This window comes from Desertivibrio insolitus (assembly GCF_017355965.1).
Classification (GTDB): domain Bacteria; phylum Actinomycetota; class Actinomycetes; order Actinomycetales; family Microbacteriaceae; genus JAFIQW01.
Genome location: NZ_JAFIQW010000002.1, coordinates 48,455 through 73,309 on the forward strand (window position 1 = coordinate 48,455; position 24,855 = coordinate 73,309).

30 protein-coding genes are annotated in these 24,855 nt (G+C 71.2%); 19 read left to right on the forward strand and 11 right to left on the reverse strand.

Annotation, left to right across the window (positions count from 1 at the left end; all coding sequences use genetic code 11):
- Nucleotides 1-140: 140 nt before the first annotated feature.
- Together JUB10_RS04270 and upp are read right to left on the reverse strand one after the other, a co-directional pair.
- Nucleotides 141-863 carry a winged helix-turn-helix domain-containing protein gene (locus tag JUB10_RS04270; RefSeq protein WP_207454463.1) on the reverse strand — a complete coding sequence of 241 codons (723 nt, stop codon included), beginning with the start codon at nucleotides 861-863 and terminating at the stop codon, nucleotides 141-143.
- 508 nt (nucleotides 864-1,371) lie between these two features.
- Complete coding sequence (upp, locus tag JUB10_RS04275) at nucleotides 1,372-2,004, reverse strand: uracil phosphoribosyltransferase (RefSeq protein ID WP_207454464.1); 633 nt, start codon at nucleotides 2,002-2,004, stop codon at nucleotides 1,372-1,374.
- 57 nt (nucleotides 2,005-2,061) lie between these two features.
- Between upp and tadA the strand changes: the two genes are divergently transcribed.
- Nucleotides 2,062-2,529, forward strand: a complete 468-nt coding sequence (tadA, locus tag JUB10_RS04280) for a tRNA adenosine(34) deaminase TadA (protein WP_207454894.1) — start codon at nucleotides 2,062-2,064, stop codon at nucleotides 2,527-2,529.
- Between the two features lie 266 nt (nucleotides 2,530-2,795).
- Here tadA and JUB10_RS04285 read toward each other — a convergent pair whose 3' ends face one another.
- A complete protein-coding gene (locus JUB10_RS04285; RefSeq protein ID WP_207454465.1) occupies nucleotides 2,796-3,758 on the reverse strand; it encodes a cation diffusion facilitator family transporter in 963 nt (320 codons plus the stop codon).
- 56 nt (nucleotides 3,759-3,814) lie between these two features.
- Here JUB10_RS04285 and proC point away from each other — a divergent pair, with 56 nt between their 5' ends.
- Nucleotides 3,815-4,645, forward strand: coding sequence for a pyrroline-5-carboxylate reductase (gene proC, locus JUB10_RS04290; protein ID WP_207454466.1), 831 nt, complete (start codon nucleotides 3,815-3,817; stop codon nucleotides 4,643-4,645).
- A gap of 196 nt (nucleotides 4,646-4,841) precedes the next feature.
- Here the strand turns inward: proC and JUB10_RS04295 are convergent, their stop codons facing one another.
- The gene (locus tag JUB10_RS04295) at nucleotides 4,842-5,513 is read right to left on the reverse strand and encodes a potassium channel family protein (protein ID WP_207454467.1); all 672 of its coding nucleotides are present in this window, start codon (nucleotides 5,511-5,513) and stop codon (nucleotides 4,842-4,844) included.
- Entirely contained in the window at nucleotides 5,506-6,930 is a 1,425-nt protein-coding gene (locus tag JUB10_RS04300) for a TrkH family potassium uptake protein (protein ID WP_207454468.1), read from the reverse strand. The genes JUB10_RS04295 and JUB10_RS04300 overlap by 8 nt, the downstream gene beginning before the upstream one ends.
- Before the next feature lie 76 nt (nucleotides 6,931-7,006).
- Here JUB10_RS04300 and JUB10_RS04305 point away from each other — a divergent pair, with 76 nt between their 5' ends.
- From JUB10_RS04305 to JUB10_RS04315, 3 genes are all read left to right on the forward strand, one after another.
- Nucleotides 7,007-7,588 carry a winged helix-turn-helix domain-containing protein gene (locus JUB10_RS04305; RefSeq protein WP_207454469.1) on the forward strand — a complete coding sequence of 194 codons (582 nt, stop codon included), beginning with the start codon at nucleotides 7,007-7,009 and terminating at the stop codon, nucleotides 7,586-7,588.
- Between the two features lie 111 nt (nucleotides 7,589-7,699).
- The gene (locus JUB10_RS04310; protein WP_207454470.1) at nucleotides 7,700-7,894 is read left to right on the forward strand and encodes a helix-turn-helix domain-containing protein; all 195 of its coding nucleotides are present in this window, start codon (nucleotides 7,700-7,702) and stop codon (nucleotides 7,892-7,894) included.
- 107 nt (nucleotides 7,895-8,001) lie between these two features.
- Nucleotides 8,002-8,100, forward strand: a complete 99-nt coding sequence (locus JUB10_RS04315; protein ID WP_003792170.1) for a 30S ribosomal protein bS22 — start codon at nucleotides 8,002-8,004, stop codon at nucleotides 8,098-8,100.
- Between the two features lie 30 nt (nucleotides 8,101-8,130).
- Here JUB10_RS04315 and JUB10_RS14835 read toward each other — a convergent pair whose 3' ends face one another.
- Nucleotides 8,131-8,256, reverse strand: coding sequence for a hypothetical protein (locus tag JUB10_RS14835; RefSeq protein ID WP_278250306.1), 126 nt, complete (start codon nucleotides 8,254-8,256; stop codon nucleotides 8,131-8,133).
- Between the two features lie 31 nt (nucleotides 8,257-8,287).
- Here JUB10_RS14835 and JUB10_RS04320 point away from each other — a divergent pair, with 31 nt between their 5' ends.
- Together JUB10_RS04320 and JUB10_RS04325 are read left to right on the forward strand one after the other, a co-directional pair.
- Nucleotides 8,288-8,539 carry a glutaredoxin family protein gene (locus JUB10_RS04320; protein ID WP_207454471.1) on the forward strand — a complete coding sequence of 84 codons (252 nt, stop codon included), beginning with the start codon at nucleotides 8,288-8,290 and terminating at the stop codon, nucleotides 8,537-8,539.
- On the forward strand, nucleotides 8,536-8,835 hold the full coding sequence (locus JUB10_RS04325; protein WP_207454472.1) for a Dabb family protein: 300 nt from the start codon (nucleotides 8,536-8,538) through the stop codon (nucleotides 8,833-8,835). The genes JUB10_RS04320 and JUB10_RS04325 overlap by 4 nt, the downstream gene beginning before the upstream one ends.
- A gap of 150 nt (nucleotides 8,836-8,985) precedes the next feature.
- On the opposite strand, the gene JUB10_RS04330 is transcribed toward JUB10_RS04325, so the two are convergent.
- Together JUB10_RS04330 and aspS are read right to left on the reverse strand one after the other, a co-directional pair.
- Complete coding sequence (locus JUB10_RS04330; protein ID WP_307859089.1) at nucleotides 8,986-9,372, reverse strand: hypothetical protein; 387 nt, start codon at nucleotides 9,370-9,372, stop codon at nucleotides 8,986-8,988.
- Between the two features lie 371 nt (nucleotides 9,373-9,743).
- Nucleotides 9,744-11,054, reverse strand: a complete 1,311-nt coding sequence (gene aspS, locus JUB10_RS04335) for an aspartate--tRNA(Asn) ligase (RefSeq protein WP_207454474.1) — start codon at nucleotides 11,052-11,054, stop codon at nucleotides 9,744-9,746.
- A 71-nt stretch (nucleotides 11,055-11,125) separates the two neighbouring features.
- Here aspS and JUB10_RS04340 point away from each other — a divergent pair, with 71 nt between their 5' ends.
- The 5 genes from JUB10_RS04340 (at nucleotide 11,126) to ccsB (ending at nucleotide 15,829) form a co-directional block, all read left to right on the forward strand.
- Nucleotides 11,126-11,764 (forward strand): histidine phosphatase family protein, encoded by a 639-nt coding sequence (locus JUB10_RS04340; protein ID WP_207454475.1) that lies wholly within the window; start codon nucleotides 11,126-11,128, stop codon nucleotides 11,762-11,764.
- On the forward strand, nucleotides 11,761-12,360 hold the full coding sequence (locus JUB10_RS04345) for a TlpA family protein disulfide reductase (RefSeq protein WP_207454476.1): 600 nt from the start codon (nucleotides 11,761-11,763) through the stop codon (nucleotides 12,358-12,360). The genes JUB10_RS04340 and JUB10_RS04345 overlap by 4 nt, the downstream gene beginning before the upstream one ends.
- A gap of 3 nt (nucleotides 12,361-12,363) precedes the next feature.
- Nucleotides 12,364-13,098 carry a cytochrome c biogenesis CcdA family protein gene (locus JUB10_RS04350; protein WP_207454477.1) on the forward strand — a complete coding sequence of 245 codons (735 nt, stop codon included), beginning with the start codon at nucleotides 12,364-12,366 and terminating at the stop codon, nucleotides 13,096-13,098.
- Complete coding sequence (gene resB / locus JUB10_RS04355) at nucleotides 13,082-14,698, forward strand: cytochrome c biogenesis protein ResB (protein WP_242682158.1); 1,617 nt, start codon at nucleotides 13,082-13,084, stop codon at nucleotides 14,696-14,698. The genes JUB10_RS04350 and resB overlap by 17 nt, the downstream gene beginning before the upstream one ends.
- 153 nt (nucleotides 14,699-14,851) lie before the next feature.
- Entirely contained in the window at nucleotides 14,852-15,829 is a 978-nt protein-coding gene (gene ccsB, locus JUB10_RS04360) for a c-type cytochrome biogenesis protein CcsB (protein WP_307859090.1), read from the forward strand.
- Nucleotides 15,830-15,979: 150 nt separating this feature from the next.
- On the opposite strand, the gene JUB10_RS04365 is transcribed toward ccsB, so the two are convergent.
- Entirely contained in the window at nucleotides 15,980-16,966 is a 987-nt protein-coding gene (locus JUB10_RS04365) for an o-succinylbenzoate synthase (protein WP_207454478.1), read from the reverse strand.
- Between the two features lie 164 nt (nucleotides 16,967-17,130).
- On the opposite strand from JUB10_RS04365, the gene JUB10_RS04370 reads away from it, so the two are divergent.
- From JUB10_RS04370 to JUB10_RS04385, 4 genes are read left to right on the forward strand one after another with little or no spacing between them, the layout of a single operon-like run.
- On the forward strand, nucleotides 17,131-17,631 hold the full coding sequence (locus JUB10_RS04370) for a hypothetical protein (RefSeq protein ID WP_207454479.1): 501 nt from the start codon (nucleotides 17,131-17,133) through the stop codon (nucleotides 17,629-17,631).
- A gap of 9 nt (nucleotides 17,632-17,640) precedes the next feature.
- Nucleotides 17,641-18,543 (forward strand): 1,4-dihydroxy-2-naphthoyl-CoA synthase, encoded by a 903-nt coding sequence (locus tag JUB10_RS04375; RefSeq protein ID WP_207454480.1) that lies wholly within the window; start codon nucleotides 17,641-17,643, stop codon nucleotides 18,541-18,543.
- Nucleotides 18,544-18,547: 4 nt separating this feature from the next.
- On the forward strand, nucleotides 18,548-19,672 hold the full coding sequence (locus JUB10_RS04380) for an AMP-binding protein (protein WP_307859091.1): 1,125 nt from the start codon (nucleotides 18,548-18,550) through the stop codon (nucleotides 19,670-19,672).
- Nucleotides 19,669-19,899 carry a DUF2283 domain-containing protein gene (locus tag JUB10_RS04385; RefSeq protein ID WP_207454482.1) on the forward strand — a complete coding sequence of 77 codons (231 nt, stop codon included), beginning with the start codon at nucleotides 19,669-19,671 and terminating at the stop codon, nucleotides 19,897-19,899. The genes JUB10_RS04380 and JUB10_RS04385 overlap by 4 nt, the downstream gene beginning before the upstream one ends.
- Nucleotides 19,900-19,916: 17 nt before the next feature.
- On the opposite strand, the gene JUB10_RS04390 is transcribed toward JUB10_RS04385, so the two are convergent.
- Nucleotides 19,917-21,269: an APC family permease gene (locus tag JUB10_RS04390; RefSeq protein WP_207454483.1), complete on the reverse strand. Its 1,353-nt coding sequence runs from the start codon at nucleotides 21,267-21,269 to the stop codon at nucleotides 19,917-19,919.
- Nucleotides 21,270-21,403: 134 nt separating this feature from the next.
- On the opposite strand from JUB10_RS04390, the gene JUB10_RS04395 reads away from it, so the two are divergent.
- On the forward strand, nucleotides 21,404-22,372 hold the full coding sequence (locus JUB10_RS04395; protein WP_207454484.1) for a 1,4-dihydroxy-2-naphthoate polyprenyltransferase: 969 nt from the start codon (nucleotides 21,404-21,406) through the stop codon (nucleotides 22,370-22,372).
- Here JUB10_RS04395 and JUB10_RS04400 read toward each other — a convergent pair.
- Nucleotides 22,334-22,678 (reverse strand): DUF4229 domain-containing protein, encoded by a 345-nt coding sequence (locus tag JUB10_RS04400; RefSeq protein ID WP_207454485.1) that lies wholly within the window; start codon nucleotides 22,676-22,678, stop codon nucleotides 22,334-22,336. The genes JUB10_RS04395 and JUB10_RS04400 overlap by 39 nt on opposite strands.
- 107 nt (nucleotides 22,679-22,785) lie before the next feature.
- On the opposite strand from JUB10_RS04400, the gene JUB10_RS04405 reads away from it, so the two are divergent.
- Together JUB10_RS04405 and menD are read left to right on the forward strand one after the other, a co-directional pair.
- Nucleotides 22,786-23,118 (forward strand): PLD nuclease N-terminal domain-containing protein, encoded by a 333-nt coding sequence (locus tag JUB10_RS04405; RefSeq protein WP_207454486.1) that lies wholly within the window; start codon nucleotides 22,786-22,788, stop codon nucleotides 23,116-23,118.
- Nucleotides 23,099-24,736, forward strand: coding sequence for a 2-succinyl-5-enolpyruvyl-6-hydroxy-3-cyclohexene-1-carboxylic-acid synthase (gene menD, locus JUB10_RS04410; RefSeq protein WP_207454487.1), 1,638 nt, complete (start codon nucleotides 23,099-23,101; stop codon nucleotides 24,734-24,736). The genes JUB10_RS04405 and menD overlap by 20 nt, the downstream gene beginning before the upstream one ends.
- Nucleotides 24,737-24,855 lie beyond the last annotated feature (119 nt).

A 24,855-nucleotide genomic window follows, 5' to 3' on the forward strand; every position in this document is an offset into this window, starting at 1 on the left:
AAGCCGCGGATGCCGAGGTAAAGGGCATCCGGGTCCGCGGCTGCCTCGATCAGAGCCCGGCGGCATCCGGATCAGAGGCTGAGTCGCGCCCTGAACGGACGCCGAGCGGCATCCGGGTCAGGCGCTGGGCGGCATCCGGATCAGAAGACGTCCGGGCTCGGCGTCGACGACAGGCGGATCGACACGTCGGCGTGACGGTCGAAGCGGTAGCCCGCGCCACGCACGGTGCGGACGATGTCGCCGTAGGCGCCGAGCTTCGCGCGCAGGCGGCGCACGTGCACGTCGATCGTGCGCTCGTTCGGCTTCTCCTCGTCGCCGTTCGCCCACAGGGCCTCGATCAGCGCGGTGCGCTCGATGGTCTGGCCCTCGCGCAGCACGAGGTACTGCAGCAGCTCGAACTCCTTGTAGGTGAGCCCGGCGGGCACCTCGTCGAGCAGCACGCGCTTGCGCGAGACGTCGATGACGACACCGGTCTGCGCGCGGTCCTCGGGGGAGGGCTCGGTCTGGGCGCGGTGCTTGGCGAGCGCCGAGGGGTCCTGCAGGGCGAGGCGCACGACGTCGATGTCGCGGCCGCCGGCACCGGCCGGGGCGAGGGCGACGGCGGCGTGCGTCTGCGCGCTCGGCGCGAGCTCGGCGGTGACGCGCTTGATGGCCTCGACGATCGCGGCGAGCGAGGTGCCGTCGGCGGCGGCCTTCTCCTCGTCGATGCCGACGTAGAGCACGAAGCCGCGCGCCTCGGTGCCCTCCGGCACGGGGCGGGGACGCGCGGCCGGGGCGGCGGGAGCCGACGGGACCGAGGCGAGCGTGCGGGCGGCGGTGTAGTCGGGGCGGGCGGCGTTGCGGGTGTCGATGGTGAGAGACATTGCGGATGATCCTCCGGTGGGTGCGCCGCGGCGCGGATTCGCGGAACCGCGGGCGGGTGTGCTGTCGAGAGCCGGGCTACGGCGGAGCCGGTGCGAGCGGGCAGCCGTCAACGCGACGGCGGATGCTCCAGCACCGGGGGAGTCCTCAGGAGTGGGAGGAACTCGGGCGAAGGGTGCGGATCACGCACACATTCGACAGCACATGACCATGCGCGCCGACATCATCATGTCGGCAGTCCTGGAAGCCTCGAAGGAGGTCAGGGCGTGCGCGTACTGGGTCATAGCCCCAAAGTGTTACCCACGCTGCGGGGGTTCGTCAACCGGCGGAGCGAGCGGCGTGGCTCGGAGCAGGGCGCGGCGGAGTCTCGAGGTGCGCAGTGGGCGGCTCGATTGTGCTGGTCAGAACGCGGGATCCCGATGACGGCGGCAGCGACGCATCGCGGCATCCGTGCGGAAAGGCGTGTGCCGCGCTCGGAAACCTCGAGCCTCTGCCTGCGAAGCGGGAGCCTCAGACCGTGCCGTAGAGGCGGTCGCCCGCGTCACCGAGCCCCGGGACGATGTAGCCGTGCTCGTTCAGGCGCTCGTCGAGCGCGCCGAGCACCACGGTGACGTCGAGCCCGTCGACGGCCTTTTCAACGGCCGCGACGCCCTCGGGCGCCCCGAGGAGGCAGACCGCGGTGACATCCGTCGCCCCACGGTCGGTCAGGTACTTGATCGCCGCGATGAGCGAGCCGCCGGTGGCGAGCATCGGGTCGATGAGGAAGGTCTGGCGTCCGGTGAGGTCGTCGGGCAGGCGCTCGGCGTAGATGTCGGGTTGCAGGGTCTCCTCGTTGCGCACCATGCCGAGGAAGCCGACCTCGGCCGTCGGCAGCAGCGCGGTCATGCCCGAGAGCATGCCGAGCCCGGCGCGGAGGATCGGCACGATGAGCGGCGCCGGACGGGCGATCTCGACGCCCTGCGTCGTCGTGACGGGGGTCTCGATCGTGATCGGCACGGTCTTCACGTTGCGGGTCGCCTCGTAGGCGAGCAGCGTGACGAGCTCCTCGGTGAGGTTCCGGAACGTCGGCGACGGCGTCCGCTTGTCCCGCAGCACGGAGAGCTTGTGGGTGATGAGCGGGTGGTCGGCGACGTGGAGGCGCATAGGGTCCAAGATACTGGGGCGGTGGAAGGGGTCGGCGTGCGCGAGTTCGAGCCGGCGATGCGGCAGGCGCTCGCCGAGGCATCCGCGGCCCTGCGCACCGACGACGTGCCGGTCGGCGCCGTGCTGCTCGACGCGTCCGGGCGCGTGCTCGCCACCGGACGCAACGAGCGCGAGAAGCTGCACGACCCCACGGCGCACGCCGAGATCGTGGCGATCAGGGCGGCGACGGATGCCTCGGGCGACTGGCACCTCGAGGACACCACGCTCGTCGTGACGCTCGAGCCCTGCGTCATGTGCGCGGGGGCGATCCTCGCGGCACGGATCCCCCGCGTGGTGTTCGGCGCGTGGGACGAGAAGGCCGGCGCGGTCGGCAGCGTCTACGACGTGCTGCGCGACCGGCGGCTGCCGCACCGCGTCGAGGTGTACGCGGGGGTGCTCGCGGAGGAGTGCGCCGCCGTGCTGCTCGAGTTCTTCGGCGAGCGGCGCGGCGTCGCGGATGACGCGCACCGGCCGACCGCGGAGTAGCGGCGGCGCCTCGCAGCCCCTCTCGGTGGTCGAGTAGCCCGCGCAGCGGGCGTATCGAGACCCGCTGGCGCGGCCAACGAAGAAGAAACCCGCGATCTCGGTCGATTCCCGACCGATCCGCGCGCTTTCTCCTCCCGAAGCATCGACAACGGAGGCGTTCCGCCCCGCTCACGTCGGAAGTGGACGCGGATGAGACAAAGTGCCTCTGCTATCGACGTGCGAGGTCTCGATACGCCGCTCGCGCCGCGACCGCCGGACCAACCGCCTCAGTCGGTCGTCTTGATGATGATCGAGTCGGTCTCCGGGATCGCCGCGGTGGGGTCCACGTACACGTCCGGCTCGATGTAGATGACGCGTGCGACCGGCACCGCAGCGCGCACCGCCTCCTCGATCTGGTTGATCGAGTACGAGACATCCGACATCGTCTTCTCGCGGTTGAAGGCGACCTTCGCGCCCACCATCAGCTCGTCGGGGCCGAGGTAGAGGGTCTTCATGTGGATGATGCGCTCGACGTCCGCGGTGCCGGCGATGGCCTGGCGGATGCGGTGCGTGTCTTTGGCGGTGGCGCCCTCGCCGACGAGCAGGCTCGCGGTCTCGAAGCCCAGCACGATCGCGACGAGCACGAGCAGCACACCGATGCAGATGGTGCCGATGCCGTCCCAGATGGCGTTGTCGGTCACGATCGTGAGCCCGACGCCGAGGAAGGCGAGCACGAGACCGGTGAGCGCGGCGATGTCCTCGAGCAGCACGACGGGCAGCTCGGGGGCCTTCGAGCGCCGGATGAACTGCACCCACGTGCCGTTGCCCTTGTGCGGGCGCGACTCCCGCACGGCGGTGCGCAACGAGAAGCTCTCCAGCCCGATCGAGATCAGCAGCACGACGATCGGCAGCCACGCGTTCTCGAGCGGCTCCGGGTGCAGCAGTTTCTCCACGCCCTCGTAGATCGAGAACACGCCGCCGACGCTGAACAGGATGATCGCGACGATGAACGCGTAGACGAACCGGGCCCGCCCGTAGCCGAACGGATGCTCCGCGTCGGCTGCCCGGCGGGCGCGCTTGCCCCCGAGCAGCAGGAGCAGCTGATTGCCGGAATCCGCGACGGAGTGCACGCTCTCAGCGAGCATCGAACTCGACCCCGAGAACAGGAACGCGATGAACTTCGTCACCGCGATTCCGAGGTTGGCCGAGAAGGCCGCGATGATCGCCTTGGTCCCACCGGATGCACTCACCTTCTCACCGTACAACTGAGGCTTCGTCCCACCTGGGCCGCTCCTAGACTGACGCTGTGTCGCTGACCCTCCCGCCCATCGCGATCCTCGGAGCCGGTTCGATGGGAGGCGCGATCCTGCAGGGGCTGCTCGCTCCCGAGGTGCAGGTCGAGGGAGGCATCCGCGTCACCAACCGCACCGAGGTCAAGGCCGCCGCACTGCAGCAAGAGGGCGTGACCTCGTACGCGACCGAGTCGGATCCGGATGCCAACGCGCGCGCCGTCGACGGCGCCCGGCTCGTGGTGCTCGGGGTCAAGCCGTTCGGCATCGCCGACCTGCTGCGCGAGCTCGCGCCGGTGCTCGACCCGGCGGCCGTCGTGGTCAGCGTCGCCGCGGGCGTGCGCCTCGCGACGATGGAGGAGCTCGTACCGAACCCGGTGCTGCGCGCGATGCCGAACACCCCGTCGCTCGTGCGGCTCGGGGTCACCGGCCTCAGCGCCGGCAGCCGGGTGAGCGAGACGGATGCCGCGCTCGCGCGCTCCGTCTTCGAGTGCGTCGGCTCCGTGCTCGGGGTGCCCGAGGAGCAGCTCGACGCGCTGAGCGCCGTGTCGGGGTCCGGACCGGCCTACGTCTACCTGCTCATCGAGCAGCTCGAACTCGCCGCCCGCAACCTCGGGTTCACCGCGGAGCAGGCCCAGACGATGGTGCGCCAGACCTTCCGCGGAGCGACGGAGCTGCTCGCGGCGACAGGCGAGGAGCCCCGCGAGCTGCGTCGCAAGGTCACGAGCCCGAAGGGCACGACCGAGCAGGCGATCGCGGTGATGGAGCGCGCGGACTTCGCGCACACGTTCGACGAGGCGCTCGCCGCGGCGATCCGCCGTGCGGGCGAGATCGCAGCGGGGAAGTAGCGCGTACTCCCGCAGCCCTCCGGGTGTCTCGCTCAGGGCGCGCACTCCGGCCTCGCGGTAGCGCCGCGGCGAGCGCGAACTCGCACTCGACCTGCGACCCCGCCACCAGCAGTTGGCGGGGTTATTGGTTGGGTGCGGTCTCCTGCGGCGTCTGGGCCTCGACACGCCGGCTGCGCCGGCGAGGTGCTGGACGCGCCTACGCGGTCAGCGACGCGAAGCGCTCGATGTCGCTCGAGCGGCCCGTCACCACGATGAGGTCGTGGTTCGAGATCACCGTCTCGCCCGTCGCGTAGGTGAACTCGGCGCCCGGGCTCTTCACGCCGACGACCGTGACACCGTGCTTGCGGCGGATCTGCGACTCCGCGAGCGGTACGCCGCGCACCGGCTTCGGCGGGTACATCTTCACGATGGCGAAGTCGTCGTCGAACTCGATGAAATCGAGCATCCGGCCGGAGACGAGGTGCGCCGTGCGCTCGCCGGCCTCGGTCTCGGGGTAGATCACGTGGTTCGCCCCGATGCGGGCCAGGATCTTGCCGTGCGACGAGCTGATCGCCTTCGCCCAGATCTGCGGGATCTTCAGGTCGACGAGGTTCGCGGTGATGAGCACGGATGCCTCGATCGACGAGCCCACCGCGACGACCGCGATCTGGAAGTCCTGGGCGCCGATCTGGCGAAGGGCGTCGATGTTGCGGGCATCCGCCTGGACGGCGTGCGTCACGCGCTCGGACCACTTCTGCACGAGCCCGGCGTCGACGTCGACGGCCAGTACCTCGCGGTCGAGCCGGTCGAGCTGGCCGGCGGTGGCCGCCCCGAAGCGACCGAGCCCGATCACGAGCACGGGGGCGTTGTGGGGGATCTTCTCAACCAACGATCGGCCTCTCTTCCGCCCGCCTGTACAGCTGGCGCCGCTCGGACGCGGCCACGGCGGCCGCAAGGGTGACGGTACCCACCCTGCCCATGAACATGGTCGCGGCGAGCACGTACTTGCCCGGATCGTCCACCTCGGCGGTGAGCCCGGTGGTCAGACCGGATGTCGCGAACGCCGAGATCACGTCGAACAGCACGTAGTCGAGTCGCTGGTTCGTCAGCTGCAGCAGGATGATGCAGGCCAGCGCGACGATCGTCGCGCTCCACAGCACGACGCTGACCGAGACGCGCAGCACGTCGGAGGGGATGCGGCGCTCGAACGCCTCCATGCTGTCGCTGCCCCGCGCCTCGGCGTAGGCGGCGAGGAACAGGATGGCGAGGGTCGTCACCTTGATGCCGCCCGCCGTCGACGCGGAGCCGCCGCCGATGAACATGAGCATGTCGGTCACGAGCAGGCTCGAGCCGTGCAGGTCGGCGGTGTCGAAGGTCGCGAAGCCGCCCGAGCGGGTCATCATCGACAGGAACGTCGACTGCAGCACGCGCTGCCCGGGGTCCATCCCGCCGATCGTGGCGGGGTTGGTGAACTCCAGCACGAAGTAGGCGAGCGTGCCGAGCACGAAGAGCCCGAGGTACGTCGTCAGGGTCAGCTTGACGTGCAGCGACCATCGGCGCGGCTTCGTGGGGTGGCGCAGCAGGGCGTGGATGACCGGGAAGCCGATGCTGCCGAGGAACACCGCGACCATGAGCAGCCCGAGGAACCACGGGTCCGCCGCGAACGGCGCGAGTCCGTCGGGGTGCAGTGTGAAGCCCGTGTTGGTGAAGGCCATGATCGAGAAGGAGACGGCGATCCACGCGGCATCCGCGAACCCGTAGCCCTCGAGCAGCACGGTCGGAAACAGCAGCACGGCGACGACGGCCTCGATCACGACGACGCTGAGCGCGACCGTGATCAACAGGTTTCCGATCTCGCCGAGGCGCACGGCCTGACCTTCGGCGACCGGTCCGCGGTGGATGCGCAGCGGATTGCTGTCGCCCGCGGCGATGAGCCGCTGCTTGAGCCCGAGCCGCCGCGAGATGACGAGGCCGAGGATCGACGCGAGCGTCAGCACGCCGACGGCGCCGATCTGCACGCCGATGACGATGACGACGTGTCCGAACGGGGTCCAGTGAGTCGACATGTCGACGGTCGAGAGGCCGGTCACGCAGATCGTCGAGATCGCGGTGAAGAGCGCGTCGGCGAACGACGCGGAGCCCTCGCCCCGCCGCGAGATCGGCAGCAGCAGGAGGATCGTGGTCACGGCGATCAGCGCTGCGAAGATCAGGATCGCGAAGCGCGACGGACTCGCGGTGGCGAAGTCGTCGAAGCGGTCGCGCACCCGGGCGACGGGGTTGGTTCGAGCAGCCGGACGCGCCTGCATGCCGATCTCCTCGTCCACTGGTGGCCGGAACGAGTTGTCATGCTACTCCCGGCCCAATCTCGCTAGCGTCGAAACCATGGCCGACCTCTTCTCGCTGATCGCCGACCCCGACATGCGCACGACGCTGCGGGAGGTGCTGGATGCCACCGGAGACGGCGAAACGATGACCGTCTCCGAGCTCGCCCGCCGCCTCGGTGTGCCCGACGACGCGGCGCTCGCCCGCGTGACGACCCTCGAGGACGCGGGCCTGCTGCGCATCGGCGGCACCGACGAGGAGCACACCCTGCGGCTCGACGCGACGCCGCTCTACGAGATCGACGCGTGGCTCAGCCCGTTCATCGACACCGCCGCGGTGCGCCGCGAGCGCGAGGAGGACGCGGATGACGCGGGCAGCGCCGTCTTCGCGGCGTGGGCCGGCGTGCAGCTGCCGCCGTCGCTGCAGAAGGCCCGCGAGAACCTGCAGCTCGCCCGCGAGAACATCCAGCAGGCGCGGGAGAGCATGCAGCAGGCGCGCGAGAGCCTGCAGCGCCCCGGCGACGCGGGCTCCGCGGTGGGGCGCGCGCTCGCCGACACCCAGGCCAAGGCGTCGGAGGTGCTGCACGAGGCATCCGCGGCGGCGAAGAAGTTGAAGGAGAAGCTGCGTCACACCGATCAGTAGGCGGATGGACTCCAGTCACAGAAGCCTCTATCCTGTGCATTCAGTCACATCCGTCACACCCGAGTGGATGGACTTCGAGGCTCCGGACTAGGCGGGGCGAAGGAGCACGAGATGGCGCGCGATCTCTCGGAGATGCGCTTCCTCACGGTGGCCGAGGTCGCCGAGATGATGCGCGTCTCGAACATGACGGTCTACCGCCTCGTGCACTCCGGCGAACTGCCGGCCGTGCGCTTCGGGCGCTCCTTCCGCATCCCCGAGTCCGCGGTCGCGCAGGCCGTGCAGCCGCGGATCTCCGACGCGGGCTGAACGCGTCACGCCTCAACCGCCGCGGCGGGTTTGATAGCATGGGGCGCTAGATTTTCCGCGGTTCGACACGGACCGGGTGTCTGTTTCGAATTACGAGTGGAGTTCCCATGGGTTCTGTCATCAAGAAGCGTCGCAAGCGCATGGCGAAGAAGAAGCACCGCAAGCTGCTTCGCAAGACCCGTCACCAGCGTCGCAACAAGAAGTAGTCGCTACTTCTCCTCGGAAGCGCCGGCCCGTCAGGGCACGGCGCTTTCGTCGTTTCCGGCGCCGGATGACTCCGGGTCGGCGTACCCGGGACCGGATGACCCGGGGTCGGCGTCCGCCCGGGACCCGGGCGAGCGCTCGAATGCCTTCGCTGGCATCCGGCCGAGGCATCCGTTCTAGGCTCGGAGCGTGACGACCGCCCGCATCACTCTCGTCGGCAAGCCCGGCTGCCACCTGTGCGACGACGCGCGCCAGGTGGTGCAGCGGGTGTCCGCGGGCTTCGAAACGAGCTACGAGGAGCTGTCGATCCTCGACGACGAGACGCTGTTCGAGGAGTACGCGGAGGAGATCCCCGTCGTGCTCATCAACGACCGCGTGCACACCATCTGGCGGGTCGACCCCACGCGTCTGACCGCCGCCCTTCAGGAGGCGACCGCATGATCCGGCACATCGTGCTCTGGACGTTCAACGGCGAGACGGATGCCGAGCGGCTCGAGCAGGGCGCTCGCGCGGCCGCCGCGCTGCAGGCGCTGCCGGCGATGATCCCCGAGATCCAGTCGTTCACGGTCGCGTCGAACACCGTCGACATCGACCGCAACTCCGACCTCGCGCTCGTCGCCGAGTTCACGGATGCCGCGGCGCTGAAGGCCTACGGCGACCACCCGGAGCACCTGAAGGTCGTGGCGCTCATGAAGCAGATCGTCGCCTCCCGCGCGGCGATCGACTTCGAGGTCTAGCGCCGCCGCGCTGCCGTCCGACGCGGCATCCGCGGATGCTTCACACGCCGCAGGTGCTGCGCGACGCTGCGTTGTACCCGACCGATCCCGACCAGCCAGCAGTCGAGTAGCCGCGAAGCGGCGTATCGAGACCCTCGCGCCCGCCGCCCCTCAGCTCGCCGCGATCGCGAACGCCAGCAGCGCCAGCACCGCGGCGGTGGGCGTCATGAGCAGCCGCTCGGGCTTGCTGCGCGAGATCAGGTTGAGCACGATCCCGAGCGCCAGGTAGACCGTGATCACCCACATCGCGACGACGATCACGGGGTTGTCCGGGCCGGGCCACACGATGCCGACGCGTGCGAGCGCGACCCAGCCGATGAGCGCGTAGATCACGATCGACGAGGCGCTGCCGATGCGCTTGGAGCGCGGAAGCACGCGGTCCTGCCCGCCCCAGGCGAGATGCCCCAGCGGGGCGCCGGCGATGAGCGCGACCTGGAAGGCGACGAGCGCGAGGAGCAGGGCGCAGAAGAGGGCGACCGCGGGCAGCAGGATGTTCACGGCGTGATCATGCCGCATCCGGGCAACGCCCAGGGTGAACAGTCGGTGCGCCCGCCCCGAGTCATCCGCCCCGCTGAACGCGCACCGTCGCCGAGGCGCGAGTGGCGCGTTCATCGCTGACTGGCGCTTCCATGACTTCGCCACTCACCGAGGAACGCGCATCTCACGGATGCCCGAGCCGGAGCCGGCGCCGCGTGGCCGGGCGCGCGAGCTGCGCAGTTCCTGCCGAGCTGCGCAGTAACAAGTGCATTACTCGGCACGAACTGCGCAACACGGATCACCGGGAGGCGCTACACAGGAGACGCCACGCCGGAGGCGGAGCACCCGAAGGCGGAGCACCCAACCGGCGCCCGCCCCGAGTCATCCGCCCCCTACGGCAGCAGCCGCGTCGGACCGCGGAAGAGGTACGTGACCTCGCGGATCGACGACTGGTGCAGCAGCAGCATGATCACGCGGCTGAGGCCCATGCCGAAGCCGCCGTGCGGCGGCACTCCGTAGCGGAAGAAGTCGAGGTAGAACGACAGCTCCTCGGGGTCGAGACCCTTCTCGCGGGCCTGCTCCTCAAGCAGTTCGACGCGGTGCTCGCGCTGCGCTCCCGTGGAGATCTCGACGCCGTTGAAGATGAGGTCGTAGCTGTTCGTGAGGCCCGCGTCGCCCTCGTGACGCATGTGGTAGAACGGCCGGATGCTCGCGTCGTAGTCCGTCAGGAAGACGAACTCGTGCCCGAACTCCTCCTTCACGTAGGCGGCGATGCGGCGCTCGCCCTCGGGGTCCATGTCGGCGTCGGCGCGCGGCACGACGTAGCCGCGGTCGGCCACGATCTGCTTCGCCTCGGCGAGCGGGATGCGCGGGAACGGGCGCGACGGCACGGTGACCTCGACGCCGAGCAGCTCCTGGATCTCCGCGCCGTGCTTCTCCTTGACCGCGGTCAGGCCGGCGACGATGAGCTCCTCGTGCATGTTCATGACGTCCTCGTGCGACGAGATCCAGCTGATCTCGGCGTCGATGCTCGTGAACTCGGTCGCGTGCCGCGAGGTGAACGACGGGTCGGCGCGGAACGCGGGGGCGATCTCGAACACCTTGCCGAAGCCCGCGGGCTGCGCCATCTGCTTGAAGAACTGCGGGCTCTGCGCGAGGTAGGCCTTGCCCTCGAAGTACTCCACCTCGAAGAGCTCTGCACGGCTCTCGGATGCGGAGGCCATGAGCTTCGGGGTGTGGATCTCGATGAAGTCGTTCTCGATCCACCAGGTGCGCAGCGCGTGCTCGAACGTCGTCTGCACGCGGAAGATCAGGTTCTGCTCGGGGCGGCGGAGGTCGAGGAAGCGCCAGTCGAGCCGCTTGTCGATCGATGTGTCATCCGCGATCGGGGTCTCGGGGATCGCCTTCGAGACGACATCGAGCGTCGCGATCTTGACCTCGATGCCGCCGAGCTTCACGCGCTCGTCGTGCTTGAGGTCGCCCGTCACGGTGATGAAGGAGCCCTGGCTGAGCTCGCTGATGGTCGCGGCGACCTCGGCGGTGTCGTCGGTGCGCGGGTTGACGAGCTGCACGGCGCCCGACTCGTCGCGGAGCACGACGAACTGCACCTTCTTCTGATCCCGCACGGTCTCGACCCAGCCGGAGACGCTGACGGGGCCGTCCTCGAGGGCGGCCAGGTTCTTGATGAGGGTGCGCTCGGTCACGGACGTCAATCCTAGTGAGCGGGGTGGCCACAGCGAGCGGGCTCCGAGAACCGCTCCGTACACTTACGGCCGTGGTTGCCGAACTCGTTCATCTGGTGCGTCACGGCGAGGTGCACAACCCGCAGGGCGTGCTCTACGGCCGTCTGCCCGGCTACCACCTCTCCGAGCTCGGTCACAAGATGGCCGCGTCCGCCGCCAAGCGCATGGCCGGCCGCCAGATCACCGGCGTCTACTCGAGCCCGCTGCAGCGCACGCAGGAGTCGGCGCAGCCGTGGGCCGACACGTTCAAGCTGCCCATCCAGACTGACGACCGGCTGATCGAGCCGTTCAACCGCTTCGAGGGGCGCCGCGCGCAGTTCGGCCCGCAGGTGCTCGCGAACCCGGCGAACTGGCCCTTCCTCGCGAACCCGCTCCGTCCGAGCTGGGGCGAGCCGTTCGTGTCGATCGCCGCCCGGATGCTCGCGGCCGCCGAGGACGCCTGGATCGCCGCCCCCGGTGGCGAGGTCGTGCTCGTGAGCCACCAGCTGCCCATCTGGATGGTCGCCCGTTCCGTGCAGGGCAAGCGCCTCGCCCACGACCCGCGGCGACGGCGCTGCGCTCTGTCGAGCATCACCACCCTCGAGCGCCGCGGCGACCGCTTCGTCGAGGTGGACTACCAGGACCCGGCTGCCGAGCTGCTCGCGGCATCCGTCGACTTCGGAGCGGTATGACGAACCGATTCAGGAACGCGGCCGCCGTGGTGGTCGCGGCGGCGCTGCTGCTCACCGGCTGCAGTTCGAACGACGAGCTCGCCCAGCAGTACGCCGACGGCACCGACGCGAACTACATCTCCGGCGACGGCGTCGTGCAGGAGGTCGCGGCCGCCGACCGCGGTGAGCCCGTGAGCTTCGGCGGCGAGACCGAGACCGGCGAGACGTGGTCGAGTGAGGACCACCTCGGCGAGGTCGTCGTCGTCAACTTCTGGTACGCCGACTGCCCGCCCTGCCGGGCTGAGGCCGCCGACCTGCAGGCCATCAACGACGAATTCGCGGCGCAGGGCGCCACGTTCATCGGCGTCAACGTGCGCAACCAGGCGCCGACCGCGCTCGCGTTCGCCGAGGAGTTCGGCATCACCTACCCCTCGATCCTCGACGCGCAGACGAGCGAGGTGCAGCTCGCGTTCGCCGGCGACATCGCCCCGAACGCCGTGCCGACGACGCTCGTGCTCGACAAGGAGGGGCGCATCGCCGCCCGCATCACGGGTCAGGTCACCGAGCCGTCGATTCTCCGCACGCTCGTGTCGGACGCGCTCGCCGAAGGCGCGTAGTACGTGGCTTCCGTCACCGAGATCGTCTACTCCGGTCAGCTGCTGCTCGCGCTTCCGCTGGCTCTGCTCGCCGGACTGATCTCGTTCCTCAGCCCCTGCATCCTGCCGCTCGTGCCGGGCTATCTCGGCTTCCTCGGCGGGGCGAGCGTGGCGGAGGGGCGGATGTCGCGGCGCCGGCTGCTGCTCGGCGTGCTGCTGTTCATCCTCGGCTTCAGCGTCGTCTTCGTCGCGATCGCGACCCTCGCCGGCACCCTCGGCGCGTTCGTGCTGCGCTACGAGGACGCGATCATCCGCATCGCCGGGCTCGTCGTGATCGTGATGGGACTCGTCTTCATCGGGCAGTTCACGTTCCTGCAGAAGACGATCAAGCCCGACTGGCGGCCGCGCACCGGCCTCGCCGGGGCGCCGCTGCTCGGGGTCATCTTCGCGATCGGCTGGACCCCCTGCTCCGGCCCGGCGCTCGCCGCGATCAGCGCCCTGAGTCTGCAGGGCGCCGACCCGGCACGGGGGGCGCTCCTCGGCATCGTCTACTGTCTCGGCATCGGCATCCCGTTCCTCGCGATCGCCGCCGGACTCGGCTGGGCGGAGAACGCCCTCGGCTGGGTCAAGCGGCACATCCGGGCGATCAACCTCGCGGGCGGCGCCGTGCTCGTCGCGATCGGCGTGCTCATGGTCTCGGGACTGTGGAGCATGTTCGTCTCCTGGCTGGAAGGTCTCGCCTTTGTCACGCTCGTCTGACACCGTCACCGACCCGCTGCGGCCGGACGACTACGTCGGCAGCGCGGCGCCGACGGTGAACCAGCCCAAGCTCGGTCCGCTCGGCTACCTCCGCTTCTTCTGGCGGCAGCTCACGAGCATGCGCACGGCGCTGTTCCTCCTGCTGCTGCTCGCGATCGCGGCGATCCCCGGATCGCTCGTGCCGCAGCGCAGCGCCGACCCCAACGGCGTGCAGACCTACTACGACAACGACGTCGAGCTCGCCCGCGTGCTCGACTTCTTCCAGCTCTTCGACGTCTACGGCTCGGTGTGGTTCTCCGCCGTCTACCTGCTGCTGTTCATCTCCCTCATCGGCTGCGTGCTGCCCCGCACCAAGCACCACTTCCAGGCGCTCCGCTCGCGTCCGCCGAAGACGCCGGCCCGCCTGCAGCGGCTCGAGGGCTTCCGCACGCAGGAGCTCGGCGGAACGGATGTCGCGGGCGCCGTGGCATCCGCGGATCAGGTGCTGCGCCGCGCCGGCTACCGCACCGAGCGCTACGGCGACAGCGTCAGCGCCGAGCGCGGCTACCTGCGCGAGACCGGCAACCTCGTGTTCCACTCCGCGCTCGTCGGCGTGCTGATCTGCGTCGGCCTCGGCGGCGGGCTCGGCTACACCGGGCAGAAGATCATCGTCGAGGGCCAGAGCTTCACCAACACGCTGCTCGCCTACGACTCGTTCAACCCGGGCCGCTGGTTCGGCGAGGAGACGCTGAACCCCTACCGGATCGAGCTCGACAGCCTCGACGTCGAGTACGAGGAGCAGAACCTCAACGCGTACGGTCAGCCGCTCGACTTCACCGCGAACGTGCGCGTGTACGACCAGGGCGCGCCCGAGGGCGTCGACAGCACGATCAAGGTCAACGAGCCGCTGCGCGAGGGCGGCAACGACATCTACCTGCTCGGCAACGGGTTCGCGCCGACGATCACGGTGCGCAACGCCGACGGCGATGTGGTGTTCCGCGAGGCCGTGCCGTTCCTGCCGCAGGACGCGCAGCTCACGAGCATCGGCGTGGTCAAGGTGCCCGACGGGCTGAGCGAGCAGCTCGGCATGATCGGGTTCTTCTACCCGACGGCCAGCGAGCTCGAGACGGGCGCGCTCGCCTCGACGCATCCGGATCTGCGCAATCCCGTGCTGACCCTGCAGCTCTACACGGGCGACCTGCAGCTCGACGACGGCATCCCGCGCTCGGTCTACGCGCTCGAGACCGACGACATGACGCAGCTGACCGGTCGCGGCACCGACATCGAGTCGCTCGTGCTCGCCGAGGGCGACACCGTCGAGATGCCCAACGGGCTCGGCACCGTGACCTTCGAGCAGGTCGACCGCTACGTGTCGCTCGACATCCACCGCGACCCGACCCAGGGCTGGGTGCTGATCTTCGCCGTGCTCGCGGTCGCGGGACTGCTGACGAGCCTGTTCATCCCGCGCCGCCGCGTGTGGATCAAGGCCACCGAGGGGCCGGACGGGGGAGTGCGGCTCGAGTACGCCGGCCTCGCCCGCGGCGAGGACCCCGGGCTCGAGCGCGCGGTGGCGGATGTCGCGGAGCGGCACCGCAAGGCGCTCGAGAAGCCGGGCGCCTAGCACCGGCTTTTCGCCCGGGATTTCGCCCAACCGACGAGGTCACGCGGTGCCATGGGGCCGCCTCGTCGCGATGGTGTGACCTCGCCTCGCAGGACGCCCGGCGGCCGTCGCCCCGCCCGGCGGCGATTCTCTACACGGGCGTAGAATTCGGGGGTGACCGAGACCCTCGACTCCCTCTCGCTCGTCGGGGTGTACTCCGCCATGGCGGTGTACACGATCGCGTTCATCTGCTTCACGCTCGACCTCGCGCAGCGCGCCGCCGCCCGCACGAAGGTCACGAAGGAGGCGAGCGAGCGGGTGCTCGTGTCCGCGGGCACGGTGCCGGGCCGGCATCCGATCGGTCACGCGAAGCCCGAGGCCTCGGCCGACGCCGAGCGCTCGCCGATCTCGAAGCTCGAGCGCGTCGGGTTCTCGCTCACCGCCCTCGCGTTCGCGGTGCACCTGGCGAGCGTCATCCTCCGCGGCATCGCCGCGTCGCGGGTGCCGTGGGCCAACATGTTCGAGTTCGCCATCACGGCGACCGTCATCATCATCGGCGTCTTCCTCGCGGTGCAGGTGTGGCGCGACCTCCGCTTCCTCGGCGCGTACATCACGGGCTTCGCGACCCTCGCGCTCGGCGTCGCGACCGTCGGCTTCTACGTCGACGTCGTGCCGCTGCCGCCGGCCCTGCAGAGCGTCTGGCTCGTCATCCACGTGCTCGTCGCGATCCTCGGCACCGCGTTCTTCGCGCTCGGTGCGGCGCTCAGCGTCGTGCAGCTCGTGCAGGCCCGCCGCGAGGGACGCGGCACCGCCGGCCCGTCGTGGCTGCAGCGGGTGCCGGATGCCGAGACGCTCGAGAACCTCGCCTACCGCGTCAACGTCGTGGGCTTCGTGTTCTGGACCTTCACCCTCATCGCCGGCGCCGTCTGGGCCGAGCGCGCGTGGGGCCGCTACTGGGGCTGGGACACCAAGGAGGTCTGGACCTTCGTCATCTGGGTGCTCTTCGCCGGCTACATCCACGCCCGTGCGACGCGCGGCTGGCGCGGCAACCGGGCCGCGTGGCTCGCGATCGTCGGCTTCTCGGCCGTGATCTTCAACTTCACGATCGTGAACCTCTTCTTCAAGGGACTGCACGCCTACAGCGGCCTGTGATCGGCCACCCGGCGCTGGTCTAGCCAAACCCCCGCGCGGTTGAGTAGCCGCGCAGCGGGGATCTCGAGACCCCCGCGTCGATACCGGAGGCGTTCCCACCCCGCCGCGTCGACTCCGAGCCTGCAGAGGCGGAAACGCCTCCGCAATCGATCACACCCGGTCGTCGAGCACCTGCCAGCAGCGCTCGAGCCGGTCGAGCCACCAGCGCTCCCGCTCGGGGTCGGTCGCGTGCCGCTCGAGCAGCTCCGGCGCGACCTCGACCCGGCGCACCGGGATGGCGCCGTCGACGGGCAGCAGCGGCTGCTCCGTGACATCCGCCGCCAGTAGCGCCGCCGTGCCGAGCCCGCAGTCGTACTCGAGCTCTGGCAGCGCGGCCGCGAGATGCGCGCCCATCGAGATGCCGATCGACGTGTCCAGTGCACTGGAAACCACGACCGGCAGGCCGGCCTCCGCCGCGAGGGCGAGCGAGCGACGGATGCCGCCGAGCGGCTGCGCCTTGAGCAGCAGCACGTCCGCGGCCTCGGCGCGGGCCACGCGCAGCGGGTCGCTCGCCTTGCGCACGCTCTCGTCGGCCGCGATCGGGATGCCGAGGTACTTCGTGCGCTGCCGGATCTCGGCGAGCTCGTCGACGGAGCCGCACGGCTGCTCGACGTACTCGAGGTCGAACGGCGAGAGCGCGTGGATCGCCCGCTCCGCCTCGTCGACGTTCCAGGCGCCGTTGGCGTCGACGCGCACCCGGCCCTCGGGGCCGAGGTGCGCGCGGGCCGCGGCCACCCGGGCGACGTCGTCGGCGAGCCCCTGGCCGCGCTCGGCGACCTTCACCTTGACGGTGCGGCAGCCGGGGAAGCGCGCGAGCACGCCCGGCACGTCCTCCGGCCGCACGGCGGGCAGGGTCGCGTTGACCCGCACCTCGTCGCGGCGGGCCGGCGCCGCGGTGCGCCAGCCGAAGTCGATGGCGGCAGCGAGCCACGCAGCCGACTCCTCGTCGTCGTACTCCACGAACGGGGAGAACTCGGTCCAGCCCTCGGGACCACGCAGCACGACGGCCTCGCGTACGTCGAGTCCGCGGAACCGGGTGGTCAGGGGAAGGGCGACGACGTGCGCATCGGCGAGCACGTCCGCGAGCGGGGGGAGCATGCTCCCCAGTGTCGCAGGGCGCGGCGGGCGGTCCGCGGTGCTACCAGCCGCAGTTGTCAGTTCCAGCCGCGGATATTCGCAGCTAGGAGTAACTGAGGCGGCTAGCGGCCCTGCCGTGAAGCGACCGGACCGACGGATGCCGCGGCAACCGGCACAATGGCCCCGTGACGAACCCCGACGAGCAGGCCGCGGCGCCGCGCATCGTCGAGCCGGCCGGCGCCAAACCCTCGGCGCAGGCACCGTCACCTCGTGCCGACGAGCCCGCGCCACCGCCGCCAGGCTCGGGCACCGAGCCCGCAGCACAAGCGCCCACCGCACCCCTGACAGGCGGGACGCCGGATGCCGCCACCCCGGCGCCATCCGCCCGCAAGCGGCGTGCCCGCACCGGCCGCGGCGCCCTCGCGCTCGCCGTCGCGGCCGCGGTGCTCGTCGTCGCCGGTCACGCCGCCGGCCTCACCCTCGCTCTCGGCGGCGCGTGGCAGGCCGCCACGATCACCGCCGTCGTGTGCGGCGGGCTCAGCGCCGTCGCGGTGCTGGCCGCGATCGTCGCCATCGTCCGCGGGCGCCGCGTCGGCCTCGCCGTCGCCGCCGGGGTCGTGGCCGTGCTCGCCAACCCCGTCGTCGCGCGGGTGCTGCTCGACGCGGTGCAGTCGCTGCTCTCCTAGGCTGGAGTCATGCCCGTCTCCGAGCTCTTCGACGAGACCCTGTGGCGTGAGGTTCCGGGCTTCGAGGCCCTCACCGACATCACGTACCACCTCTCCAGCGACGGGCGCATAGCCCGCGTCGCGTTCGACCGGCCCGAGGTGCGCAACGCCTTCCGCCCGCACACCGTCGACGAGCTCTACGCGGCCCTCGACGATGCCCGGCAGAACCCGAAGGTCGGCGTCGTGCTGCTCACCGGCAACGGCCCCAGCCCGAAAGACGGCGGCTGGGCGTTCTGCAGCGGCGGCGACCAGCGCATCCGCGGGCGCTCCGGCTACCAGTACGAGGGCGCCGGTGCGGATGCCGCGGGCAGCGCCCGGCTCGGTCGCCTGCACATCCTCGAGGTGCAGCGGCTCATCCGCTTCATGCCCAAGGTCGTCATCGCGGTCGTTCCCGGCTGGGCGGCGGGCGGTGGCCACTCCCTCCACGTCGTCTGCGACCTCACGATCGCGAGCCTCGAGCACGGACGCTTCAAGCAGACGGATGCCGACGTCGGCTCCTTCGACGCCGGCTACGGCAGCGCCTACCTCGCCCGCCAGGTGGGGCAGAAGTTCGCGCGCGAGATCTTCTTCCTCGCCCGCGAGTACGACGCGACCCGCGCCCTGCAGACCGGAGCGATCAACGCGGCCGTGCCGCACGCCGAGCTCGAGACGACCGCGGTCGAGTGGGCGCGGGAGATCCTCGGCAAGTCGCCCACCGCCATCCGCATGCTGAAGTACGCGTTCAACGCCGTCGACGACGGACTCGTCGGCCAGCAGGTCTTCGCCGGCGAGGCCACCCGGCTCGCGTACGGCACCGACGAGGCGGTCGAGGGCCGAGATGCGTTCCTCGAGAAGCGCGACCCCGACTGGTCGCCGTTCCCCTGGCACTACTGATCCCGTGACCCGACCGCTCCGCACCCTGCCGCCCACCGCGGAGGCGCTCGAGGTGCACGCGGCGCTGCGCGACGCGCTCGCGGGCGGGCCCGCCCTGCACGTCGGCGAGGGCGCGGTGCCCGACGAGGTCGAGAAGAAGGTCGCGCTCGTCGTGCGCACGAGCGGCTCGACCGCGGACCCGAAGCTCGTCGCGCTCAGCACCGAGGCCGTGCTCTCGGGCGCCGCCGGCTCGGAGGCCGCGCTCGGCGTGCCGGGCCAGTGGCTGCTGGCCCTGCCTGTCGCGTCGATCGCGGGGCTCAACGTGCTGACCCGCGCCGTGACGAGTCCGCTCGGCCTCCCTCCCGTCGCGGTCGAGGGGGAGCGCTTCACCGTCGACGCGTTCGCCGAGGCATCCGCCCGGCTCGACGCCCCCGACCGCTACACGTCGCTCGTGCCGGCGCAGCTCGCGCGGCTGCTCGCCGACGACCGCGGCGTCGAGGCACTGCGCCGCTTCCGCCGCATCCTCGTCGGCGGTCAGGCGACGCCGGGGTCGCTCGTCGCCGACGCGGGTGCGAAGGGCGTCGCGCTGACCCTCACCTACGGCGCGACCGAGACCTGCGGCGGCTGCGTCTACGACGGCCTGCCTCTCGCCGGCACCCGGGTGCGCATCGTCGACGGCGAAGTGCAGCTCGGCGGCCCCACCCTCGCGGAGGGATACCTCGGGCGGCCGGATGCCACCGAGCAGGCGTTCCCGCACGAGACCGGCGAGCGCTGGTACCGCACCCGCGACGCCGGGTTCCTCGACGACGACGGGCGGCTGACCGTGACCGGGCGCGTCGACGACGTCATCGTCTCCGGCGGCGTGAACGTGTCGCTCGCCGCGATCGAGCGCGTCGTCCGCGGGCTGCCGGGCCACGCCGACAGCGTCGTCGTGGCGGTGCCGAGCGACCGGTGGGGCCAGAGCCCCGTCGTCGTCACGACCGGCCCGTCCGACCTGGCCGGCATCCGCTCGGCCGTCGGCGACGCGCTCGGCGCTGCCGCTCGACCGGTCGACGTGATCACCGTCGACGCGCTTCCACAGACCCCGACGGGCAAGCCCGACCGCCGGTCCATCGCCGCACTGGCGCAGAACAAGGAGACACCAGCATGAGCGTTCCCCACGTCGCGATCGACACCGAGGCGGACGCCGCCTACGTGTACCTCGTGCCCGAGATCGAGGACGACGAGGCCGCGCAGAGCCTGGTCGTCGAGGTGCCCGGCGGCGAGATCACCATCGACCTCGACGAGGAGGGCCGCGTGCTCGGCTTCGAGATCGTCGGGGCCGCGGCGCTGCTGCGTCCCGAGACGCTCGAGGACGCCGAGGACGTCACCGACTGACGCGGGGGCGCGGCCGGTCAGCCGTTGACGTTCTCCGTCAGCTCAGCCGGCCGCCCCTTCCGGGTCGCCCGCGCGATCAGGTAGAGCACGGTGCCGATCACCGCGTAGCCGATCGCGCCGATCCAGGCGCCCATCGACTGCTGGGTCAGCAGCACGAGGCTCGCGAGCGTCGCGAGCACGGGGAAGACCCGCGGGATCGAGAAGTGCTTGTGGTCGACCTTGTCCTTCTTGAGCACGAGCACACTGATGTTCGCCGAGATGAAGACGAGGATCAGCAGCAGCACGGTCGTCTCGGCGAGCAGCCCGATGTCGCCGACGAGGGTGAGCGCCGCGGTGACGCCGCCGACCACGAGGATCGACACCCAGGGGGTGCGGCGCCTCGGCAGCACCCGCCCGAACGCGCTCGGGAGCAGGCCCGACTCGGCGAGGCCGTAGGCCACCCGGCTCGCCATCACCATGAACAGCAGCGCGCCGTTCGCGATCGCGATGAGGGCGATGATCGCGAAGAGCCAGTCCGGCACGGCGATCGGGCTCGCGCTCACGACGGCGAGGAGCGGGCCGGTCGACCCGGCGAGCTCGTCCATCGGCAGCACGACGGCCGCGCCGAGGGCGATGAGCAGGTAGATGACGGCGGCGGTGCCGAGCGCCGCGAACAGAGCCCGCGGGTACACGCGGGAGGGGTCCTTGACCTCCTCGGCGATGTTCGCCGCGGCCTCGAAGCCGAGGAACGAGAAGAACGCGATGATGGAGGCCGCGAACGCGCCCTGCACCGGCGGCACCTCGGGGTTGAACTGGAAGACGCGGCTGGGGTCGCCGGTGCCGGCGGCGACGACCATCGCCGCGGCGATGATGACGATCACGAGGCCGGTCACCTCGATGAGCGAGGCGCCGACGTTGGTGCCGAGCGACTCCTTGACGCCGCGGAGGTTGATCAGGGTCAGGGCGGCGATGAACGCGATCGCGACGGGGATCGCGGGCACGTCGACGAGCGCTGACAGGTAGTCGCCCGCGAACGCGTTCGCCAGCGACGCCGCCGTCGTGATGCCCGAGGCGCACATGAGGAAGCCGACGATGAAGGTGACGTACGGCTTCTTGTACGCGCGCTCCGCGTAGCGGGCGGCACCGCCCGCGTGCGGGTACTTGGTGATGAGCTCCGCGTAGGTGCCCGCCGTGAGCAGCGCCACCACGAGGGCGATGATCAGCGGCAGCCACAGCACGCCTCCGACATCCGCCGCCATCGTGCCGACGAGCGAGTAGATGCCGGCGCCGAGCGTGTCTCCCACGATGAAGAAGAACAGCAGGGGACCCGTGATGACGCGCTTGAGCGCCGTACCGTGCTCGGCGGTATCGGGCGTGACCGGAGTGCTCATCTCTCCATGGCACTCCCAAACGCGGCCGCGGCGCAAACTCACAGGGCGTACTGCCAGCATTCGCACCCGCCGCCCTGCGGCCGGTCAGGCGGGGCGGCGGCGGGAGCGCGGATGCCCCCGCCTAGAATCTCGGCGTGCCAGCAAGCAAGACGAGCCGCCGTCCGCAGAACCGCCCCGCCGCGAAGGGCAGGAGCGGCCGTCCGGGCGGCCGCCCGAACGCGCCGGTCGCGCGCAAGGCGACGGCCGCGGACTGGATCGGCGGCGCTCGCCTGCGCACGCTGCCCGTCGCGGTCGCCCCGGTGCTGCTCGGCAGCGCCGCCGCCGCGGTCGCCGGCGGCTACCGCTGGAAGCTCGCGCTCGCCTGCCTCGCCGTCTCGGTGCTGCTGCAGATCGCCGTCAACTACGCCAACGACTACTCCGACGGCGTGCGCGGCACCGACAAGCACCGCGTCGGCCCCTCCCGCCTGACCGGTTCCGGAGCCGCGAAGCCGCGCACCGTGCTGACGGTCGCGCTCGTCTTCTTCGGGCTCGCCGCCGTGGCAGGGCTCGCGATCGTCATCCGCACCGAGCAGTGGTGGCTGCTCGCCGTCGGCGCCGCCGCGATCGTCGCGGGCTACTTCTACACCGGGGGCAAGCGGCCCTACGGCTACTTCGGCCTCGGCGAGGTCTTCGTCTTCGTGTTCTTCGGGCTCGTCGCCACCGTCGGCACGACGTTCGTGCAGCTCGGCACGGTCAACATCGAGAGCTGGCTCGCCGGCGTCGCCATCGGGTTCCTCGCCTGCGCGGTGCTCATGGTCAACAACATCCGCGACATCGACCAGGACCGCCTCGCCGGCAAGCGCACGCTCGCGGTGCTCCTCGGGCCGACCTGGGCGCGGGTGCTCTACACCTTCTTCATGCTGGCGCCGTTCGGCATCCTGGTGTTCTTCGCGCTCTTCTACGCGCGGGCGCCGTACGTCTATCTGGCACTGCTCGCCGCGGTGCCGGCCATCGTCATCACCCTGACGGCGAAGACCTCGCGCGAGCTCATCACCGCGCTGCAGGTGACGAGCCTGACGGTGCTGCTATTCGGTGCGGGTCTCGCCGCCGCGATCGCGTTCTGACGCGGTCGGGCCGAGCTCCTCGCCCTCCCGGTAGCGCGCCGCCGCGGCATCCGCGTCGGTGCGCGCTTCGGCGACGTCGTCCTCCGCGGCCTCGTCGTCGGTCGTGGTCGGCTTGCCGCGCTTGCTGCGCAGGTCGGCGACGAGCCGGTCGCGGCGGCGCCCGAGCAGGATGTACGACAGGCAGAAGGCGATGATCGCCGAGAGCACGCCCGCGATCCACGGCTCGAGCCCCGTGAGGAGCATGGCGGCGAGCGGCACCGCGAAGAACAGGACGCGGAGGATGCTGTAGCCGACCCACGAGTTCACGGCCGACAGTTTAGGTGCGACCGCCCTGCGCCGCTGCGGTGCGGACCGTGACCGGACCGTGATGCACGCACAAGCGGCGGGAAGCAGGCAGGCCTACAATTCCGGGCATGGCACGCCTGGTGTTCGGACTCGTCGCGATCGCGGTGGCCTTCACCGTGTACACGTTCGTCGACGTGCTCATGACGCCGCGCGACCGCATGCGGGCCCTGCCGAAGTGGGGCTGGGCCGTGCTCGTCGTCGTGCTGCCGGCGCTCGGCGGCATCCTGTGGCTGACCCTCGGCAAGATCTGGCGCCCCGGCAAGCCCGAGCGCCGCGTCGTCGCCCCCGACGACGACCCCAACTTCCTGCGCAAGCTCGCCGACGAGCGCGAGCGCGAGGAGCGGCTGCGCCGGCTCGAGCAGGAGCTCGCCGACCTCGACGATGACAAGCCCAAGGAGTGACGGCAGCGCCTCACCCGCCAGTGACTTCGCGACGAGCCTGCTCGCCGAGTTCGTCGCGGCGGGGGTGCGGCACGTCGTCCTGAGCCCCGGCTCCCGTTCGCAGGCGCTCGCGCTCGCGGCCGCCGCGCTCGAGCGGCAGGGCGCACTGTCGCTGCACGTGCGCATCGACGAGCGGGTCGGCGGCTTCACCGCGCTCGGCCTCGCCGCGGAGACGGGCACGCCGGTGCTCGTCGTCGTCACTTCCGGCACCGCCGTCGCCAACCTGCACCCCGCCGTGCTCGAGGCGCGGCACTCCGGGGCGCCGCTCGTGCTGCTGACCGCCGACCGTCCGCCCGAGCTGCGCGGCATCGGCGCGAACCAGACCACCGACCAGCTCGGCGTGTTCGGTTCCGCGGTCGTCGCGTCGCGCGACTTCCCCGCCCCGCCCGACGCACCGCCCGCGACCGAGGTCGTGCAGTGGGCGCTCGCCGAGGCGGCATCCGGACCCGTGCAACTCAACCTCGCCTTCCGCGAGCCGCTGTCGGCGGTCGTGCCCACGCCCGAGGTCGCGCCGGCGCCCGCCCCGGCTCCGGATGACGCGGCGCCCGTGCTGCTCGAACCGGCATCCGGCACCGTCGTCATCGCCGGCACCGGCGCCGGCCCCGCCGCCGAGGAACTCGCCCACGCGCTCGGCGCGCCCCTGCTCGCGGAGGTCGCCTCGGGTGCCCGGTTCGGCCCCAACCTGGTTGCCGCGTACCGCGAAGTGCTCGCCGAGTTCGGCGGCGAGGTGCGGCGCGCGATCGTGTTCGGGCACCCCACCCTGTCGCGGGAGGTCCCGGCGCTGCTCGGCCGCGCCGACGTCGAGGTCATCGTCGTGCGCTCGCCCGGCGTCGACGACTACAACCCGGGGCACCGGGTGGCGCGCTTCGTCGACGCGCTCGCCTACGAGGGCGAGCCCGAGCCGCGCGGCTGGGCCGGCCGGTGGGTCGCGGCGAGCCGGGCGCTGCTCGCGGACGACACCCGCGCCGTCGGCGCCGACGAGAGCGCCACGAACTCCGACTTCCGCCGCGCCGAGCTCGCCCGGGTGCGCGCCCGCGTCGACCGGCGCGCGCTCGTGCAGGCGGTGTGGGCGGCGACGTGGCCGCACGACCGGCTCGTGCTCGGCGCCTCGCGCCTCATCCGCGAAGCCGACCGTGTCGTGCCCGGCAAGAAGCTGCGCGTGCACGCCAACCGCGGGCTCGCCGGCATCGACGGCACGATCGCGACCGCGACGGGCATCGCGCTCGCCTCGCAGACGGATGCCTCGCGGCCAGGCGTGACCCGGGTGCTGCTCGGCGACCTCGCGGCCCTGCACGACGTGGGCGCGCTGCTCGCGGCGCCCGGGGAGAAACGGCCGCGGATGCAGGTCATCGTGGGCAACGACCGCGGAGGCACGATCTTCGACGGGCTCGAGGTCGCCGCGACCGCACCCGCCGAGGACTTCGAGCGGGTGCTGCTCACGCCGCAGCAGGTGTCGTTCGCGGCGCTCGCCGAGGCGTACGGGTGGCAGTACCGCCTCGTGCAGAACCGCGGCGACCTCGAGCAGGCGCTGAGCCCGACGGCGGCGCCGACCCTCATCGAGGTGCCGCTCGAGCGGTAGGGGCTGCCCGCCGCGGCGGTCGAGTAGCCGACGTAGCGGGCGTATCGAGACCCTCGCACCCAACGGCATCCGACGGGCTAAACGGCATGCTGCACCATGCCGCCATGCACTCCGGATGC

Bases quoted from the DNA above. Each gene is read 5' to 3' on its own strand.
- JUB10_RS04305 (WP_207454469.1), top strand. From the start codon at position 7,007: ATGGCCGACCTCTTCTCGCTGATCGCCGACCCCGACATGCGCACGACG.
- JUB10_RS04315 (WP_003792170.1), top strand. From the start codon at position 8,002: ATGGGTTCTGTCATCAAGAAGCGTCGCAAGCGCATGGCGAAGAAGAAG.
- JUB10_RS04405 (WP_207454486.1), top strand. From the start codon at position 22,786: ATGGCACGCCTGGTGTTCGGACTCGTCGCGATCGCGGTGGCCTTCACC.
- JUB10_RS14835 (WP_278250306.1), bottom strand. From the start codon at position 8,256: ATGCCAGCGAAGGCATTCGAGCGCTCGCCCGGGTCCCGGGCGGACGCC.
- JUB10_RS04345 (WP_207454476.1), top strand. From the start codon at position 11,761: ATGACGAACCGATTCAGGAACGCGGCCGCCGTGGTGGTCGCGGCGGCG.
- upp (WP_207454464.1), bottom strand. From the start codon at position 2,004: ATGCGCCTCCACGTCGCCGACCACCCGCTCATCACCCACAAGCTCTCC.
- JUB10_RS04390 (WP_207454483.1), bottom strand. From the start codon at position 21,269: ATGAGCACTCCGGTCACGCCCGATACCGCCGAGCACGGTACGGCGCTC.
- JUB10_RS04375 (WP_207454480.1), top strand. From the start codon at position 17,641: ATGCCCGTCTCCGAGCTCTTCGACGAGACCCTGTGGCGTGAGGTTCCG.
- JUB10_RS04325 (WP_207454472.1), top strand. From the start codon at position 8,536: ATGATCCGGCACATCGTGCTCTGGACGTTCAACGGCGAGACGGATGCC.
- JUB10_RS04270 (WP_207454463.1), bottom strand. From the start codon at position 863: ATGTCTCTCACCATCGACACCCGCAACGCCGCCCGCCCCGACTACACC.
- tadA (WP_207454894.1), top strand. From the start codon at position 2,062: ATGCGGCAGGCGCTCGCCGAGGCATCCGCGGCCCTGCGCACCGACGAC.
- JUB10_RS04365 (WP_207454478.1), bottom strand. From the start codon at position 16,966: ATGCTCCCCCCGCTCGCGGACGTGCTCGCCGATGCGCACGTCGTCGCC.
- JUB10_RS04385 (WP_207454482.1), top strand. From the start codon at position 19,669: ATGAGCGTTCCCCACGTCGCGATCGACACCGAGGCGGACGCCGCCTAC.
- menD (WP_207454487.1), top strand. From the start codon at position 23,099: ATGACAAGCCCAAGGAGTGACGGCAGCGCCTCACCCGCCAGTGACTTC.
- JUB10_RS04300 (WP_207454468.1), bottom strand. From the start codon at position 6,930: ATGCAGGCGCGTCCGGCTGCTCGAACCAACCCCGTCGCCCGGGTGCGC.
- JUB10_RS04310 (WP_207454470.1), top strand. From the start codon at position 7,700: ATGGCGCGCGATCTCTCGGAGATGCGCTTCCTCACGGTGGCCGAGGTC.